Source organism: Pseudomonas sp. 91RF, from assembly GCF_003576265.1.
Lineage (GTDB): Bacteria > Pseudomonadota > Gammaproteobacteria > Pseudomonadales > Pseudomonadaceae > Aquipseudomonas > Aquipseudomonas kribbensis.
This window is the reverse complement of the sequence record NZ_QWFC01000051.1, coordinates 114,222-129,604: the sequence shown is the minus strand read 5'-3', so window position 1 is coordinate 129,604 and position 15,383 is coordinate 114,222. Positions and strand designations below refer to the sequence as shown.

The 15,383-nt window shown below is 60.9% G+C and carries 18 protein-coding genes; 11 read left to right on the top strand and 7 right to left on the bottom strand.

Annotation, left to right across the window (positions count from 1 at the left end; genetic code table 11):
* The first annotated feature begins 25 nt into the window (after window positions 1–25).
* Window positions 26–943 carry a LysR family transcriptional regulator gene (locus DXT77_RS27875; protein WP_119429947.1) on the top strand — a complete coding sequence of 306 codons (918 nt, stop codon included), beginning with the start codon at window positions 26–28 and terminating at the stop codon, window positions 941–943.
* On the opposite strand, the gene DXT77_RS27870 is transcribed toward DXT77_RS27875, so the two are convergent.
* Window positions 916–1,242: a YqjD family protein gene (locus tag DXT77_RS27870; protein WP_007953918.1), complete on the bottom strand. Its 327-nt coding sequence runs from the start codon at window positions 1,240–1,242 to the stop codon at window positions 916–918. The genes DXT77_RS27875 and DXT77_RS27870 overlap by 28 nt on opposite strands.
* Window positions 1,243–1,398: 156 nt before the next feature.
* Between DXT77_RS27870 and DXT77_RS27865 the strand changes: the two genes are divergently transcribed.
* Together DXT77_RS27865 and DXT77_RS27860 are read left to right on the top strand one after the other, a co-directional pair.
* On the top strand, window positions 1,399–1,614 hold the full coding sequence (locus DXT77_RS27865; RefSeq protein WP_003220389.1) for a dodecin: 216 nt from the start codon (window positions 1,399–1,401) through the stop codon (window positions 1,612–1,614).
* 125 nt (window positions 1,615–1,739) lie between these two features.
* Entirely contained in the window at window positions 1,740–1,964 is a 225-nt protein-coding gene (locus tag DXT77_RS27860) for a DUF1161 domain-containing protein (RefSeq protein WP_119429946.1), read from the top strand.
* 77 nt (window positions 1,965–2,041) lie between these two features.
* Here the strand turns inward: DXT77_RS27860 and DXT77_RS27855 are convergent, their stop codons facing one another.
* A complete protein-coding gene (locus DXT77_RS27855; protein ID WP_119429945.1) occupies window positions 2,042–3,043 on the bottom strand; it encodes an LLM class flavin-dependent oxidoreductase in 1,002 nt (333 codons plus the stop codon).
* 243 nt (window positions 3,044–3,286) lie between these two features.
* On the opposite strand from DXT77_RS27855, the gene DXT77_RS27850 reads away from it, so the two are divergent.
* Window positions 3,287–3,718 carry an OsmC family protein gene (locus DXT77_RS27850; protein ID WP_065260634.1) on the top strand — a complete coding sequence of 144 codons (432 nt, stop codon included), beginning with the start codon at window positions 3,287–3,289 and terminating at the stop codon, window positions 3,716–3,718.
* A 102-nt stretch (window positions 3,719–3,820) separates the two neighbouring features.
* Window positions 3,821–4,060 (top strand): DUF1161 domain-containing protein, encoded by a 240-nt coding sequence (locus tag DXT77_RS27845; RefSeq protein ID WP_085713012.1) that lies wholly within the window; start codon window positions 3,821–3,823, stop codon window positions 4,058–4,060.
* Window positions 4,061–4,066: 6 nt separating this feature from the next.
* Here the strand turns inward: DXT77_RS27845 and DXT77_RS27840 are convergent, their stop codons facing one another.
* Both DXT77_RS27840 and DXT77_RS27835 read right to left on the bottom strand, forming a co-directional pair.
* A complete protein-coding gene (locus tag DXT77_RS27840) occupies window positions 4,067–4,486 on the bottom strand; it encodes a hypothetical protein (RefSeq protein ID WP_119429944.1) in 420 nt (139 codons plus the stop codon).
* Window positions 4,487–4,526: 40 nt separating this feature from the next.
* The gene (locus DXT77_RS27835; RefSeq protein WP_119429943.1) at window positions 4,527–4,949 is read right to left on the bottom strand and encodes a hypothetical protein; all 423 of its coding nucleotides are present in this window, start codon (window positions 4,947–4,949) and stop codon (window positions 4,527–4,529) included.
* Between the two features lie 59 nt (window positions 4,950–5,008).
* On the opposite strand from DXT77_RS27835, the gene DXT77_RS27830 reads away from it, so the two are divergent.
* The gene (locus DXT77_RS27830; RefSeq protein ID WP_119429942.1) at window positions 5,009–6,094 is read left to right on the top strand and encodes an aminopeptidase; all 1,086 of its coding nucleotides are present in this window, start codon (window positions 5,009–5,011) and stop codon (window positions 6,092–6,094) included.
* A gap of 3 nt (window positions 6,095–6,097) precedes the next feature.
* Here the strand turns inward: DXT77_RS27830 and DXT77_RS27825 are convergent, their stop codons facing one another.
* Entirely contained in the window at window positions 6,098–6,748 is a 651-nt protein-coding gene (locus DXT77_RS27825; protein ID WP_119429941.1) for an HAD family hydrolase, read from the bottom strand.
* 28 nt (window positions 6,749–6,776) lie between these two features.
* Window positions 6,777–7,322, bottom strand: a complete 546-nt coding sequence (locus DXT77_RS27820; RefSeq protein ID WP_085647197.1) for a gamma carbonic anhydrase family protein — start codon at window positions 7,320–7,322, stop codon at window positions 6,777–6,779.
* Between the two features lie 88 nt (window positions 7,323–7,410).
* On the opposite strand from DXT77_RS27820, the gene prlC reads away from it, so the two are divergent.
* From prlC to DXT77_RS27805, 3 genes are all read left to right on the top strand, one after another.
* Window positions 7,411–9,462 (top strand): oligopeptidase A, encoded by a 2,052-nt coding sequence (gene prlC, locus DXT77_RS27815; protein ID WP_119429940.1) that lies wholly within the window; start codon window positions 7,411–7,413, stop codon window positions 9,460–9,462.
* Window positions 9,459–9,749, top strand: a complete 291-nt coding sequence (locus tag DXT77_RS27810; protein WP_007953955.1) for a YheV family putative zinc ribbon protein — start codon at window positions 9,459–9,461, stop codon at window positions 9,747–9,749. Before prlC ends, DXT77_RS27810 begins: the two co-directional genes overlap by 4 nt.
* A gap of 111 nt (window positions 9,750–9,860) precedes the next feature.
* Window positions 9,861–11,912 carry a M3 family metallopeptidase gene (locus tag DXT77_RS27805; protein WP_119429939.1) on the top strand — a complete coding sequence of 684 codons (2,052 nt, stop codon included), beginning with the start codon at window positions 9,861–9,863 and terminating at the stop codon, window positions 11,910–11,912.
* Here the strand turns inward: DXT77_RS27805 and DXT77_RS27800 are convergent.
* Window positions 11,899–12,543 (bottom strand): dual specificity protein phosphatase family protein, encoded by a 645-nt coding sequence (locus DXT77_RS27800; RefSeq protein WP_085713019.1) that lies wholly within the window; start codon window positions 12,541–12,543, stop codon window positions 11,899–11,901. The genes DXT77_RS27805 and DXT77_RS27800 overlap by 14 nt on opposite strands.
* 300 nt (window positions 12,544–12,843) lie before the next feature.
* Between DXT77_RS27800 and DXT77_RS27795 the strand changes: the two genes are divergently transcribed.
* The gene (locus tag DXT77_RS27795) at window positions 12,844–13,590 is read left to right on the top strand and encodes a gluconate 2-dehydrogenase subunit 3 family protein (RefSeq protein ID WP_119429938.1); all 747 of its coding nucleotides are present in this window, start codon (window positions 12,844–12,846) and stop codon (window positions 13,588–13,590) included.
* A 2-nt stretch (window positions 13,591–13,592) separates the two neighbouring features.
* Window positions 13,593–15,377, top strand: coding sequence for a GMC family oxidoreductase (locus tag DXT77_RS27790; protein WP_119429937.1), 1,785 nt, complete (start codon window positions 13,593–13,595; stop codon window positions 15,375–15,377).
* The last annotated feature ends 6 nt before the right edge of the window (window positions 15,378–15,383 follow it).

The window sequence follows — 15,383 nt, the reverse complement described above, 5'->3', positions numbered from 1 at the left end:
CCTGTCAGGAAAACTCACAGATATCATGAGCCATGACCTTCCTCCGCTGAACGCCCTGCGTGCCTTCGAAGCCACCGCCCGACTGAACAGCGTCAGTCAGGCTGCCGAGCAGCTGCACGTCACTCACGGCGCGGTCAGCCGCCAGCTCAAGGTGCTGGAAGAGCACCTCGGCGTCAGTCTTTTCGTCAAGGACGGTCGTGGCCTGAAACTCACAGATGCCGGCATCCGTCTGCGCGACGCCAGCGGCGAGGCGTTCGACCGCTTGCGCAGCGTCTGCGCCGAGCTGACCCAAAGCACCGCCGACGCGCCGTTCGTGCTCGGTTGCTCGGGCAGCCTGCTGGCGCGCTGGTTCATTCCACGACTGGGAAGGCTGAATGCCGATTTGCCGGACTTGCGTCTGCACTTGTCCGCCGGTGAAGGCGACCTCGACCCGCGCCGACCGGGACTGGATGCGCTGCTGCTGTTCGCCGAACCGCCGTGGCCGGCCGACATGCAAGTCTATGAGCTGGCCAGCGAACGCATCGGGCCGGTCATGAGCCCGCTGTTCAGCGGTTACGAGCACCTGAAATCAGCACCGCCCGCGGCCTTGCTCGGCGAGCCCTTGTTGCACACGACCTCTCGCCCGCAAGCCTGGCCGAGCTGGGCGCAGCAAAACGGCCTCGACGCCAGGGCGTTGAAGCTGGGGCAAGGTTTCGAGCATTTGTTTTACTTGCTGGAAGCGGCCGTCGCCGGGTTGGGCGTGGCAATCGCGCCGGAACCGCTGGTGACCGAAGACTTGAAGGCCGGGCGCCTGGTCGCGCCATGGGGCTTTTGCGAAACCCCGGCGCAACTGGCGTTGTGGCTACCCAAGCGCGCCGCCGACGGGCGCGCCCGGCAATTGGCGCAGTGGCTCAGGAACGAGCTGCGCCAGGCGGATCACTCGCCGCGCTTGAACAGCAGGTAAGCGGCCAGCAGACCCAGCGCGCCGACCGCCACACCGGCGGTCGTCCACGGATGTTCCTGCGCGTAGTCACGGGTGGCGATCCCGGTTTCGCGGGTTTTGACTTTGACTTCTTCGTAAGCATCGCTGAGCAGGCTGCGCGAATGTTTCAGCGCGCTTTCGGCGTTGCCCTTGAGCGCCTTGAGGGTCTTGCGCGACTCGTCCGAAGCGTCGTCTTTCAGGCTTTCCAACGATTTGAGCAGACTCTCGATCTCCGCTTCCATGCTTTGCAACGAGGCTTTGCGTAACGAGGTGTTGGCCATGGTGGCTCTCCTGCATTGGTGATGAGTGGCGTGTGTTGTTTGGGACTTCACCGGTTCTGGAAAGTGCAGAAAATCTGAACTCCGGTTTCTCCCGGCGACCGAAATCAACAGCGCAAATCGCTGCTAGGCTCAATTCCACACGTCAAGGAGATCGCCATGAGTGACCATCACACCTACAAGAAAGTCGAACTGGTCGGTTCGTCCACCAGCAGCATCGAAGACGCCATCAACAATGCACTGGCCGAGGCCAACAAGAGCATCAAGCATCTGGAATGGTTTGAAGTGGTCGATACTCGCGGCCACATCAAGGACGGCAAGGCTGCCCACTTTCAAGTGACCCTGAAAGTCGGGTTCCGGATTGCCAGCAGCTGAGTTTGGGCTACGCTTCTGAACTTGCGCGCTGGCCGAATGCCATAGGAATGGCAAAGCGCTACAGGGTGGACGCATCGAGTGAACTCGATGCCCGCCTCTTTTAATCCGACCAGGGAGTGCGACCGATGAAGAAGTTCATATTGGCAGTAGGTTTGTTGAGCCTTGCGGGTGGTGCGTTTGCTGCCGGCAAGCCTTGCGAAGAAGTGAAAGCCGAGATCGCGGCAAAACTGGACGCGAAACACGTCTCCGGTTATTCGCTGGAAATCGTCGATAAAGGGGCAACAGCGGGCGGCAAGGTCGTCGGCAAGTGCGAGGGTGGCACCAAGGAAATCGTCTACAAACGCGGTTGATCGCGCCTGAAATGCAAAAGCCGACGCAATACGTCGGCTTTTTTGTACCCGGCTATCTTTTACACAACTATCCGACCTCAGCCCTTCATCACCTGCGCCAGCAACTCATAGGAGTGCAGGCGATCGGCGTGTTCGTACAGATCGCAGGTAAAAATCAGCTCATCGGCCTGAGTCTGTTCGATCAGCACTTCCAGCTTCGCGCGGATTTTCTGCGGGCTGCCGACCATCGCCAGACCGAGGAAATCGCCCACCGCCTCACGTTCGTGTGGCAGCCACAGTCCGTCCATGGTTTTCACCGGCGGACGCTGCACCAGACTTTGCCCACGCATCAACGCGAGAATTCGCTGGTACACCGAGGTCGCCAGGTAGTCGGCCTGCTCGTCGGTGTCGGCGGCCACCAGCGGCACGCCGAGCATCACGTACGGCTTGTCGAGCACCGCCGAAGGCTTGAAGTGATTGCGATAGACGCGAATCGCCTCGTGCATGAAGCGCGGTGCGAAATGCGAGGCAAAGGCGTAGGGCAAACCGCGCTCGCCGGCCAGTTGCGCACTGAACAGGCTGGAGCCGAGCAGCCAGATCGGCACATTGGTGCCAGTGCCTGGCATCGCGATCACCCGCTGATCCGGCGTTCGCGGGCCGAGGAAGCGCACCAGCTCGGCGACGTCTTCCGGGAAATCATCGGCACTGCCGGAGCGCTCGCGGCGCAAGGCGCGGGCGGTCATCTGATCGGAACCCGGCGCACGGCCCAGACCGAGGTCGATCCGCCCCGGATACAGGCTTTCAAGGGTGCCGAACTGCTCGGCAATCACCAGCGGCGCGTGGTTGGGCAGCATCACGCCACCAGAGCCGACACGAATGGTCGACGTGCCGCCGGCCAGATAACCCAGCAGCACCGACGTGGCGGAACTGGCGATACCGTCCATGTTGTGGTGCTCGGCGACCCAGAACCGGGTGTAGCCGAATTTCTCGACATGCTGCGCCAGATTCAGCGAATTACGCAGCGACTGGGCCGGGCTGCCGTTCTCGCGCACCGGCACCAGATCGAGGGTGGAAAACTTTACGTCGGACAGTTGCTTCATGAACCTGCATCTCCGATTGAGGGCGCCGGTTTGTTCCTGACGAACGCAAACCTGCCCAATTCATAAGCGTGTTCTCTGCAATAAGGGCATATACCCGAGTTTCAATAGCCGATCCGAAATTTCCTACTAAAAAAGTCAACGATTCAGCCGGGCTGAACTTTGTTCCGGCGTCTATCCTCAGAAGCCTTGCAGGTAAAAACCACGACGGCGCGGCGTTTCGCGCCCGAATTGAAGGAGGCACACATGGCTATCGTGAAGAAGGCATCCGCACACTGGGAAGGTGACCTGAAAACCGGCATCGGCTCGATCTCCACCGAAACCGGCGTCCTGCGGGAAGCGCCGTACGGCTTCAAGGCCCGCTTCGAGGGCGGCAAGGGCACCAACCCGGAAGAACTGATCGGCGCCGCCCATGCGGGCTGTTTCTCCATGGCGTTCTCGATGATCCTCGGCGACGCCGGGCTGAAGGCCGAAAGTATCGACACCCAGGCCGAAGTCACCCTCGATCAGGTTGACGGCGGTTTCGCGATCACTGCAGTGAAGCTGATTCTCAAGGCGAAGATTCCGGGCGCCACCCAGGCGCAGTTCGAAGAACTGAGCAACAAGGCCAAGGAAGGTTGCCCGGTGTCGAAGGTATTGAATGCGAAGATCAGTCTGGATGCGTCGCTGGTCAGCTGATCGACTTGAGCAGAATCAGAACCCGCCAGGCAAAAATGTGGTCGAATAAATGACAGCAGCTTTCGCGCATCGTCGTGCGCACTGCTCCCAGGAGCTTCAACCATGAAACGTTTTGCTTTGGCGGTTATCTGTGGCGTGCTGGCAACTTCGGCCTTTGCGGCACCCAAAGATTGCGAAGAACTCAGGAAAGAGATCGAAATCAAGATTCAGGCGAATGCCGTGCCTTCCTATACGCTGGAGATAGTCTCCAAAGAGGAAGCCGAAAAGCACGACGTCGCCATGATCGTCGGCACTTGCGAGAACGGCACCAAGGCCATCATCTATCAGAAGAACGACAGCTGATTCACGCTAGATGGCGCAATAGGTGTCGCGATCCTCGGCGACGATTTCCCGCTTGGCGTTATACAGCCGGGCACTGGGCGTAAACATCAGGGAGCGACCCTCCAGCACGTAACGCTGACCCGCTTCGAAATGGTCGAAGCGGATGGTCAGGTAGCACAGGCGCTCCACAGGGTCGTTCAACATGCCAGCTCCTCCACCGGGTGCCTCGAAATCGAAACGCACCAGTAACTCATGGCTGCCGGGCGTTAACTGGAAAAAACGTCCGTCAGTCAGGCGCTGCTTGTCGAGACGTTCGGCCATCAGCAGTTTTCCGCCCGGGGTCGGCGTCGAGAACTCGACCCAGGCCATGTTGGGGTCGACCGGGGGCATCGGCGTCTGACAACCGGCGAGCACACCGGCAACCAGCAACAGCATTGACTTGCGCATGATGAATGTCCGTGAATTCGGACATCCAGCATAACGCCGATCAGGTGCGCTGACAGCCCGCCGGTTTGCCCTGGCCGACTACATTTTTCTGTTGGTCATAGAGCTTGGCCCACGGCCGGAAACCGGTATTACCAGCCTGGAGCTGATAGCGCTGGCCAGCGTTGAAGTCCGTGAATTTCAGGCTCAACTGGCAATCGCGCCACAGGGGCTCGGCGTCCGGGCCGATGTTGGTCGCCTCCACCGGAAACTGGTAGCGCACCTTCAGTTCATGGCTGCCGGGTTGTACCTCGAAGTAACGCTTGTCGACGGCGGCCTTCCTGTCGACTTCCAGCGCTTGCAGCGCCGTATCCTGTTGCCGGGCGTCCAGATCGATCCAGGCTTGCGAGGGGTCAGGCGAAGGCATTCCGAATCCGGCACAACCGGCCAGCGTCAGCAGGCCTCCCGTCAGTATCAAGATGCGCATGGCGAAGCTCCAATGGGCGGGATAGTCTTGCGATCAGACTTTCCAGGGATGTTCTTATTGTGATCAGGCCGTTTCCAAGCCTTGGGTTACTTGATCGCGTTTTGCGGGTTTTGTTTCCGGGTGTGTTGTTTTTGTTGCTCAACGGTTGTTCCAGCGTCAGCTATTACAGCCAGCTGGCCAGCGGTCAGCTGCAATTGCTGCGGGCGCGGGAGCCGGTGGCCAAGGTGATTGCCGACCCGAACCGCGACGCAACGCTGCGCGCCCACCTGGCCCAATCGCAAAAGGCCCGGGATTTCGCCAGCCAACACCTGCATCTGCCGGATAACCAGAGCTATCGCCTGTACGCCGACATCCACCGGCCGTACGTGGTGTGGAACGTGTTCGCCACCCCGGAGTTTTCCCTGAGCCCGCAGAACCACTGCTTCCCGATTGCCGGGTGCGTGGCCTATCGCGGTTACTACAGCCAGAGTGCGGCGCGAGGCGAGGCAGCGATCCAGCGCCTGCAAGGCATGGATGTGTCGATTGGCGGCGTCGAGGCCTATTCGACCCTGGGCTGGTTCAATGACCCGATCCTCAACTCGATGATGGGCTGGGGTGACGAACGCCTGGCCACGCTGATCTTCCATGAGCTGGGCCATCAGCGTTTCTATGTGAAGGACGACACCGAGTTCAACGAGTCCTACGCCACGTTTGTCGAGCAGGAAGGCACCCGGCAGTGGCGGGCGTTTCGTGGCTTGCCGCCAGAGAATGATGCCCAGCTCAAACGCCGCGATCAGTTCATTCAACTGATCCTCGATACCCGAACCCGGCTGGAAAAGCTGTACACACAACAGATGCCCGTCGAGCAGATGCGCGAACGCAAGGCTGCCGAGTTCGAACGGTTTCGCCGGGACTATCGGGAGATGCGCGACAGCCAGTGGGCCGGGGACAAGCGTTATGACGCCTGGGTCAATGCGCCGCTGAACAATGCGCGATTGTTGCCGTTCGGGCTGTATGACCAGTGGGTGCCGGCGTTTGCTGCCCTGTTCAGGCAAGTGAAAGGAGATTGGCCGCAGTTTTATGCGCGGGTTGAACAACTGGGTGGATTGCCGACGGAAAAGCGAAAGACAGCCCTGCGTGAGCTGGCTGCCCTTCGCTCCGATTGACGGTCAGCGCTGCAAAAACGCCTGATGCAACTCAGCCAGGGTTCCAAAATGATAAGCCGGCGCCTCGGCGCTCAGCTCTTCATGACTACCGAAGCCATAACCCACGGCTGCCGCATCCAGTCCGTTGCTGCGGGCGCCGATCAGGTCGTGTTTACGGTCTCCGATCATCAGTGTGGTGGCCGGGTCCAGCCCTTCTTCGGCCATCAGGTGGGCAATCAGCTCGACCTTGTTGGTGCGGGTACCGTCCAGTTCGCTGCCGTAGATCACCTTGAAGTGTTTGGCGAAATCGAAGTGCCGGGCGATTTCCCGGGCGAACACCCAAGGTTTCGACGTCGCGATGTAAAGCTGCCGGCCTTGGCCATTCAGGGTTTCCAGCAACGGCGTGACGCCCTCGAACACCCGGTTCTCGTAAAGACCGGTGACCTTGAAGCGCTCGCGATAGAAATTCACCGCCTCCCAGGCCTTGGCTTCATCGAATCCATAAAACTGCATGAATGCCTGCAACAGCGGCGGGCCGATGAAGTGTTCCAGTCTGGTCAGGTCCGGCTCATCGATGCCGCGTTTGGCCAAGGCAAACTGGATGGAGCGGGTGATGCCCTCACGCGGATCGGTCAGGGTGCCATCGAGGTCGAACAGTACGGTCTGGTAATGCATGAAAAATCCCGGGCAATAGAGAGAAAAGTCAGAGCTGGTCGTAGCCTTCGGCCAGATGCAGGTCCTTGAGCTTCACGTAATTCGCCGCGCTGTAGGTGAAAAAGGCGTTTTCCTTGTCGGTCAGCGGGCGAACCTGTTTCACCGGGCTGCCTACGTACAGGAATCCGCTTTCCAGGCGCTTGCCCGGTGGCACCAGGCTTCCGGCGCCGATGATCACGTCGTCCTCGACCACCGCGCCGTCCATGACGATGCTGCCCATGCCGATCAGCACGCGGCTGCCGACGGTGCAGCCATGCAGCATGACCTTGTGGGCGATGGTCACGTCATCGCCGATCAGCAGCGGGAAGCCGTCCGGGTTGAACGGGCCGGCGTGGGTGATGTGCAACACACAGCCGTCCTGAACACTGGTGCGCGCACCGATACGGATGCGATGCATGTCGCCGCGGATCACCGTCAACGGCCACACGGAGCTGTCTTCGCCGATTTCGACGTCGCCGATCACCACCGCGGAGCCGTCGACAAAAGCGCCTTTGCTCAAGCGTGGGGTGTGATTCTGGTACTTTCGAAGGGACACGATTAGTTCTCTCTCTGTCGCCGATAGCTGCGGTGGGTGTCGATTGTAATTAAGATGGGCGCATGTTTCTTCCAGCCAAGGTGCAACCGTGAGCGTGAACAACCCTCTTCTGCAGTCCTACGACCTGCCGCCGTTCTCCGCGATCCGTGCCGAACACGTGAAGCCGGCCATCGACACCATCCTGGCCGACAACCGCGCCGCCATCGCCGAGATCCTCAAGACCCAGGGCCAGAACCCGACGTGGGCCGGGCTGGTGCTGGCGATGGACGAACTCAATGATCGCCTGGGCGCCGCCTGGAGCCCGGTCAGCCACCTCAATGCCGTGTGCAACAGCGCCGAACTGCGCGAAGCTTACGAGTCGTGCCTGCCGGCCCTGAGCGCCTACTCCACCGAGATGGGCCAGAACCGCGAGCTGTTCCAGGCCTATGAAGCCCTGGCCAACAGCCCGGAAGCCGCCGGTTTCGACGTGGCACAAAAAACCATTCTGGAGCATGCCCTGCGCGATTTCCGCCTGTCGGGTATCGACCTGCCGGAAGCCGAGCAGAAACGCTACGCCGAAGTGCAGAGCAAGCTGTCCGAACTGGGCAGCCGCTTCTCCAACCAGTTGCTCGACGCTACCCAGGCCTGGACCAAGCACCTGACCGACGAAGCCGCCCTCGCCGGCCTGACCGATTCGGCCAAGGCGCAAATGGCTGCCGCCGCACAGGCCAAAGGCCTCGACGGCTGGCTGATCACTCTGGAATTCCCGAGCTACTACGCGGTGATGACCTACGCCCAGGACCGTGCGCTGCGCGAAGTAGTCTACGCCGCCTACTGCACCCGTGCGTCGGATCAAGGCCCGAACGCCGGCCAGAACGACAACGGTCCGGTGATGGGCGAAATCCTCGACCTGCGTCAGGAGCTGGCCAAGCTACTGGGTTTCTCCAGTTTCTCCGAGCTGAGCCTGGCGACCAAAATGGCCGAATCCAGCGATCAGGTGCTGAGTTTCCTGCGTGATTTGGCCAAGCGCAGCAAACCGTTCGCCGCCCAAGACCTGCAACAGCTCAAGGCGTACGCCGCCGAACAGGGCTGCGCCGATCTGCAAAGCTGGGACAGCGGTTTCTACGGGGAAAAACTCCGTGAACAACGCTACAGCGTCGCCCAGGAAACCCTGCGCGCCTACTTCCCGATCGACAAAGTGCTGGGCGGTCTGTTCGCCATCGTTCAGCGTCTGTACGGCATCGAAATCGCCGAACTGAAAGGCTTCGACACCTGGCACCCGGACGTGCGCCTGTTCGAGATCAAGGAAAACGGTCAGCACGTTGGCCGCTTCTTCTTCGACCTCTACGCCCGCGCCAACAAGCGCGGCGGTGCCTGGATGGACGGCGCGCGCGACCGTCGCCGCACCGTCGACGGCGTGCTGCAAAGCCCGGTGGCCAATCTGGTATGCAACTTCACCCCGGCCGACAGCGGCAAGCCTGCGCTGCTGACCCACGATGAAGTGACTACCCTGTTCCACGAATTCGGCCACGGCTTGCATCACCTGTTGACCCGCGTCGAGCATGCCGGCGTGTCCGGTATCAATGGCGTGGCGTGGGACGCGGTCGAGCTGCCGAGCCAGTTCATGGAAAACTGGTGCTGGGAGCCGGAAGGCCTGGCGTTGATTTCCGGCCACTACGAAACCGGCGAGCCATTGCCGCAGGATCTGCTGGAGAAAATGCTCGCAGCGAAGAACTTCCAGTCCGGCCTGATGATGGTCCGCCAGCTCGAATTCTCGCTGTTCGACTTCGAACTGCACGCCACCCACGGTGACGGCCGCAGCGTCGCGCAGGTGCTTGAAGGCGTGCGTAACGAGGTCTCGGTAATGCGACCACCGGCTTACAACCGCTTCCCGAACAGCTTTGCGCACATCTTCGCCGGCGGTTACGCGGCGGGTTACTACAGCTACAAGTGGGCGGAAGTGCTGTCGGCGGACGCCTTCTCGAAGTTCGAAGAAGACGGCGTGCTCAATGCCGACACCGGTCGCGCCTTCCGCGAAGCGATTCTGGCCCGTGGCGGCTCGCAGGAGCCGATGGTGCTGTTCGTCGACTTCCGTGGCCGTGAGCCGTCGATTGACGCACTCTTGCGCCACAGCGGCCTGAGTGAGGACGCGGCAGCATGAGTGAGGCACCTGTGAAGACCAAAAAACGCTTTATCGCCGGGGCGGTCTGCCCGGCGTGCAGCGAGCCGGACAAGCTGATGATGTGGAGCGAGGACGACGTCCCGCACCGCGAATGCGTGGCGTGCGGCTACAGCGATACGCTCAATGCCCAAGGGCTTTCGGTACCGAAAGAGCTGGGCACGCGGGTCAACACCAGCGCGCTCAAGCCTGCACCGGACAAGACGGTTCAGGCGGTGCAGTTCTTCCCGAATCCGAAGCTGAAGAAAAAGCCCGACGAGCAGCACTGATCCGGCACCACCTTCCACCGATTTCCGGTGGAAGGTGGTATTGGCTTAACACCTGTCCCCTGCACTTGCTTCGTAGGCTGGCCGTTCCGCCATGCCTCGAAGGAAGTTGCCGTGCCCGACATCAATCCCCTCCTGCAACACTGGACCCTGCCGCCCTGGCCGGATATCCGCGTCGAGCATCTGCTGCCGGCGATCAACAACATCGTTGCCGACCACCGACGAATCATTGCGCAAGTGCTCGCCACTCAGCTGGAGCATCCCGGCTGGGACGATCTGGTACTGAGCATCGACGAAGCCGATGCCCGGATCGGTGAATTTCGGTCGATTCTCGAAACACTGTCCATGGTCAGGTCTGACGATGCCGACTGGCTCGTGGAAAGCGCCAAGGCTCAACTCGCGATCAACCAGTATCGCTCCGAAAAAAACCGCAATCGCCCGTTGTACGAGGCTTACCAGCGCTTGGCGCAGAGTTCGATCGCGGCCAATTTCGATGAGCCACGCAAGATCGTACTGGCGCGGATACTGCGTAAATTCAGGCAGTCAGGTATCGACCTTCCCACCGCGCAACAACAGGAACTGACCCGGTTGAACCTTGAGATCGGTGGCCTGGAATCGGTGTTTTTGACCCACCTCGAACACTGGACCGAGACCTGGAGCAAACGGGGCGACGATATTGCACAGCTTGCGGGTCTGTCCCCGTCGATGAAGGATCGCCTGGCACGCGCCGCACGTGAGGCCGAACATGATGGCTGGCTGATTCGCCTGGACCAGAACACCTGCCAGCACATCCTCAAATACGCCGAGAATCGTGCCTTGCGCGAGGAATGCTGTGTGGCCTACGCGACCCGCGCTTCCGATCAGGGGCCGCTGGCCGGGCGCTTCGACAACGGCCCGGTGCTGACAAAGCTGCTTGCCTTGCGCCAGCAGAAAGCCCGCTTGCTTGGCCACGAAAACGCCGCGCAACTGAGTCTGTCAAAAAGCATGGCCGGAACGACGGCCTGGGTCAGGGATTTTCTCCAGTGCCAGGTTGCGCAATTGACACCCATCCTGGAGCAGGACGCAAAACAACTGGCCGCCTTCGCCCGGCAACAGGGAATCGACCGGGTCCAGCCATGGGATGAAGAATTCCTCGCCGAGCAATGGCGGCAGCAGCAGTTTCCCGGAGCGCTGGATAACCTGCGTGATTACTTCGCGTTCGACGGCACCCAGCGCCGGCTCTGTCTGTTCTGCGAACGCATGTTCGGGATCCGTATCGTTGAACAGGTCGGCGGGAAACACTGGCATGACGATGTGCGGCTGCTGGAAATCCGCGAGCATGAGCAGGTCATCGGTTACATCTACCTCGACCCTTTTCACCGCAACAACGCTGCGGATTTCGCTGGCACCTCCACGCTACGCAACCGCCGCATCAACGCCGAAGGCCGACCGACACTCCCCATTGCCGTGCTCTCCAGCAATTTCACGCCGGCCACCGACGGCCATCCCTGCCGACTCGAACTCAACGATCTGCGGGTACTTTTTCATGAGTTTGGCCACTGCCTTCAGCATGTGTTGACGCGCTCGCCCCATCACACCCTGTCCGGCATCCTGCAACTGGGCCATGAGGCGGCGGAGTTTTCCGGGCAACTGTTCGAGCAGTGGTGTCAGTCGCGGGAGTTCGTGCTGTGGCTCGGTGCGCATTTCCAGACCGGCGAGCGCTTGAGCGCAACACGGGTCAACGCCGCCCTCTCGGCCAGCCAGGCCCACTCCAGTCGGCAACAGGCCTTGATACTCATGGGAGCGATCATCGATTTCGAGCTGCACGCCACCCACGGCGACGGGCGTTCTGTCGAAGAGGTTTGCGCCGACGTGCAGCGCACAATGGCTCACCTGCAACTGCCCGACAGTCACCGGTTCGCCAATGGTTTCGATTACATGGTGACCCAGTACGACGCTTCGGTTTACGCCTATGTCTGGTCGGGGGTGCTGGCTCAGGAGGCGTTCAAACGCTTCAGTCGTGACTGGGTGTTCAACGCCCAGACCGGCCGGGCGTTCCGGGAAACGTTCTTTGCGTCCGGTGCCGGGCGCCCGTTGCTGAAAGCGGTGGAGGCATTCATCGGCCGGCCGGTCAGTGAAGAACTGTGCCTCGGCCGGCCGGTCAACCGGCGGGTTACTTCAGATTGACTGTCTGGAACCAGCTCTTCATCGAGCAGGTTGCGAACGCACTGGTGCTGCAATCGCCATTGGCCAGCGCGGTGCGCAGCTTGTCGACGTCGGCCTGCATCACGTAACGCACGCCGTCCTTGAAGTGGCCGCTTTCACCGAAACCGCCCTGGGTCATTTCGTTCAGGGCGTCTTCCTTGCTCCAGCCCTGCACCACGATGCGGTACATCGCGGCCATCAGGCCGGTGCGGTCGGAGCCGTGCTTGCAATGCATCAGCACCGGGCCGTTGGCTTCGGCGGTCTGGATCGCACGCAGGGTCTTGAGGACGTCGGCGTCATCGACATGATTGGTGCGATACGGCAATTGCACCTGGTTGATGCCCGGGGTTTTCAACCAGCTCGAGTCCGCCTCCGGCAGGAAGTTGATGACCGTGGCCACTTTCAGGTTCTGCAGCAACGGCACGGCACCAGCGTCAGGCAGCGCACTGCGGTAGAGCGTGGGCGACATCTGGAAGAAGTTGTATTTCATTTCGACCGGTTGGGCCCATTCCGGAGGGCGAGAAACCGGCGCATCTGCGGCATGGGCCGAAATCGAGCCGAGCAGGGCAAACAGCGAGAAACAGATCGCGGAGGAAAAACGCTTCAAGGACATGCTGTGCGGTGACCGTATGGGATTCGTCAGTGAGGGCGGCAGCTTGCGGGTTGTCCAGTCAAATCCCTGTGAGGCGATTGTCAAAGAAACGTGAAGCCGGGAACTTCCTTCGTCGCATTTCCGGGCTTTTTTTCGGCTGAATCGGTTCATCCGGTTGGTTAGGCTGCTACCATTTGTCACATCATGTTGCAGACACGTCCCCGTTTTCCGGGTCATTTCCGGCCACGTCGCAACCGACCACTCAAAAAGCCGTCCCCAGAAACGGCTGATAACCATCAATGCCTGATGAGGTGCACCCCCATGTCTGATCAAGATCGAGACAACCCGCGGCGTGAGTTCTTGCGCAAATCCCTGACCCTGATCCCGGTGGTCACCCTCGCCGGCAGCGGGCTGGGCAGCAGCGTGCTGCAAGCGGCTCCCGAAAGCTCGCCAGCCCCGGCCCCCGCCAAATCGGTTGCAGCAGAGACAAGCGCCTACCAGCCGAGCTACTTCACCGCCGAAGAGTGGGCGTTCATCAATGCCGCCGTCGCGCAGTTGATCCCCAACGATGCCCAGGGCCCAGGCGCGCTCGAGGCCGGCGTGCCGGAATACATCGACCGCCAGATGAACACGCCATACGCCGCCGGCGCCCTCTGGTACATGCAAGGCCCGTTCAACGCCGACGCTGCGCCCGAGATGGGCTGGCAGAGCAAACTGGTGCCAAAAGAAATCTATCGCCTCGGCATCGCCGCCACGGATCAGTGGGCAAAATCCCTCAACGGTAAAACATTTGCCGAGCAAGACAGCGCTACCCGAGACGATCTGCTCAAGCAGCTTGAAGCCGGAAAACCGCAATTCGACAACGTTCCGGCGAAGATTTTCTTCAGTTTGCTGCTGCAAAACACCAAGGAAGGGTTCTTCTGCGACCCGATCCACGGTGGCAATAAAGGCATGGTCGGCTGGACCATGATCGGCTTCCCCGGCGCCCGCGCCGATTTCATGGATTGGGTGGAACGCAACGAGCAATACCCCTTCCCGGCAGTTTCGATTCGCGGCGAGAGGGCGTGAGCATGGCAACGGTAATGAAGAAGGTCGACGCGGTGATCGTCGGTTTCGGCTGGACAGGCGCAATCATGGCCAAGGAGCTGACCGAGGCTGGCCTCAACGTGCTGGCGCTGGAGCGCGGGCCGATGCAGGACACCTACCCTGACGGCAACTATCCCCAGGTGATCGACGAACTCACCTACAGCGTGCGGAAAAAACTCTTCCAGGACATCTCCAAAGAAACCGTCACCATCCGCCACAGCGTCAACGACATCGCCCTGCCGAACCGCCAGTTGGGCGCGTTCCTGCCGGGCAACGGCGTCGGCGGCGCCGGCCTGCACTGGTCGGGCGTGCACTTTCGGGTCGATCCGATCGAGTTGCGCATGCGCAGCCACTACGAAGAGCGATACGGCAAAAGCTTCATCCCCAAGGACATGACCATCCAGGACTTCGGCGTCAGCTATGAAGAGCTGGAACCGTTCTTTGATTTCGCCGAAAAAGTCTTCGGTACCTCCGGCCAGGCCTGGACCGTGAAAGGCCAACTGGTCGGCCAAGGCAAGGGCGGCAACCCGTACGCGCCGGATCGTTCGAACCCGTTCCCGCTGGAAGCGCAGAAGAACACGGTTTCCGCACAGCTGTTCGGCAAAGCGGCCACAGAGGTCGGTTACAAACCCTACAACCTGCCTTCCGCGAATACTTCGGGGCCGTACACCAACCCCTACGGCGCACAGATGGGCCCGTGCAACTTCTGCGGTTTCTGCAGCGGCTACGTTTGCTACATGTATTCCAAGGCCTCGCCGAACGTGAACATTCTTCCGGCCTTGAAGCCGCTGCCGAATTTCGAACTGCGGCCTAACGCCCACGTCCTGCGGGTCAACCTCGACAGCACAAAAACCAAAGCCACCGGCGTCACCTACATCGACGGCCAGGGCCGGGAGATCGAGCAACCGGCGGATCTGGTGATTCTCGGTGCGTTCCAGTTGCACAACGTGCGGCTGATGCTGCTCTCCGGCATCGGCAAGCCGTATGACCCGATCAGTGGTGAAGGCGTGGTCGGGCGTAACTTCGCCTACCAGAACATGGCGACCATCAAGGCGTTCTTCGACAAGGACACCCACACCAACAACTTCATCGGCGCCGGCGGCAACGGCGTGGCGCTGGACGACTTCAACGCGGACAACTTCGACCACGGGCCGCACGGCTTCGTCGGTGGCTCGCCGATGTGGGTCAACCAGGCCGGCAGCCGACCGATTGCCGGGACCTCCAACCCTCCGGGCACGCCGGCCTGGGGCAGTGACTGGAAACGCGCGACCGCCGATTACTACACCCACCAGGTGTCGATGGACGCTCACGGTGCGCATCAGTCCTACCGTGGCAACTACCTCGATCTGGACCCGGTGTACCGCGATGCCTACGGCCTGCCGCTGCTGCGGATGACGTTCGACTGGCAGGAAAACGACATCAAGATGAACCGCTTCATGGTCGAAAAAATGGGCAAGGTCGCACAAGCCATGGGCCCGAAAGCCATTGCCGTGCTTGGCAAGAAAGTCGGCGAACATTTCAACACGGCGTCGTACCAGACTACCCACCTCAACGGTGGCGCGATCATGGGCACCGATCCGAAGACCAGCGCGCTGAATCGCTACTTGCAGAGCTGGGACGTGCACAACGTGTTCGTTCCGGGTGCGTCGGCATTCCCGCAGGGTCTCGGTTACAACCCGACCGGGCTGGTTGCGGCACTGACCTACTGGTCGGCGAAAGCGATCCGCGAGCAATACCTGAAAAACCCCGGCCCGCTGGTTCAGGCTTAAGGAGCG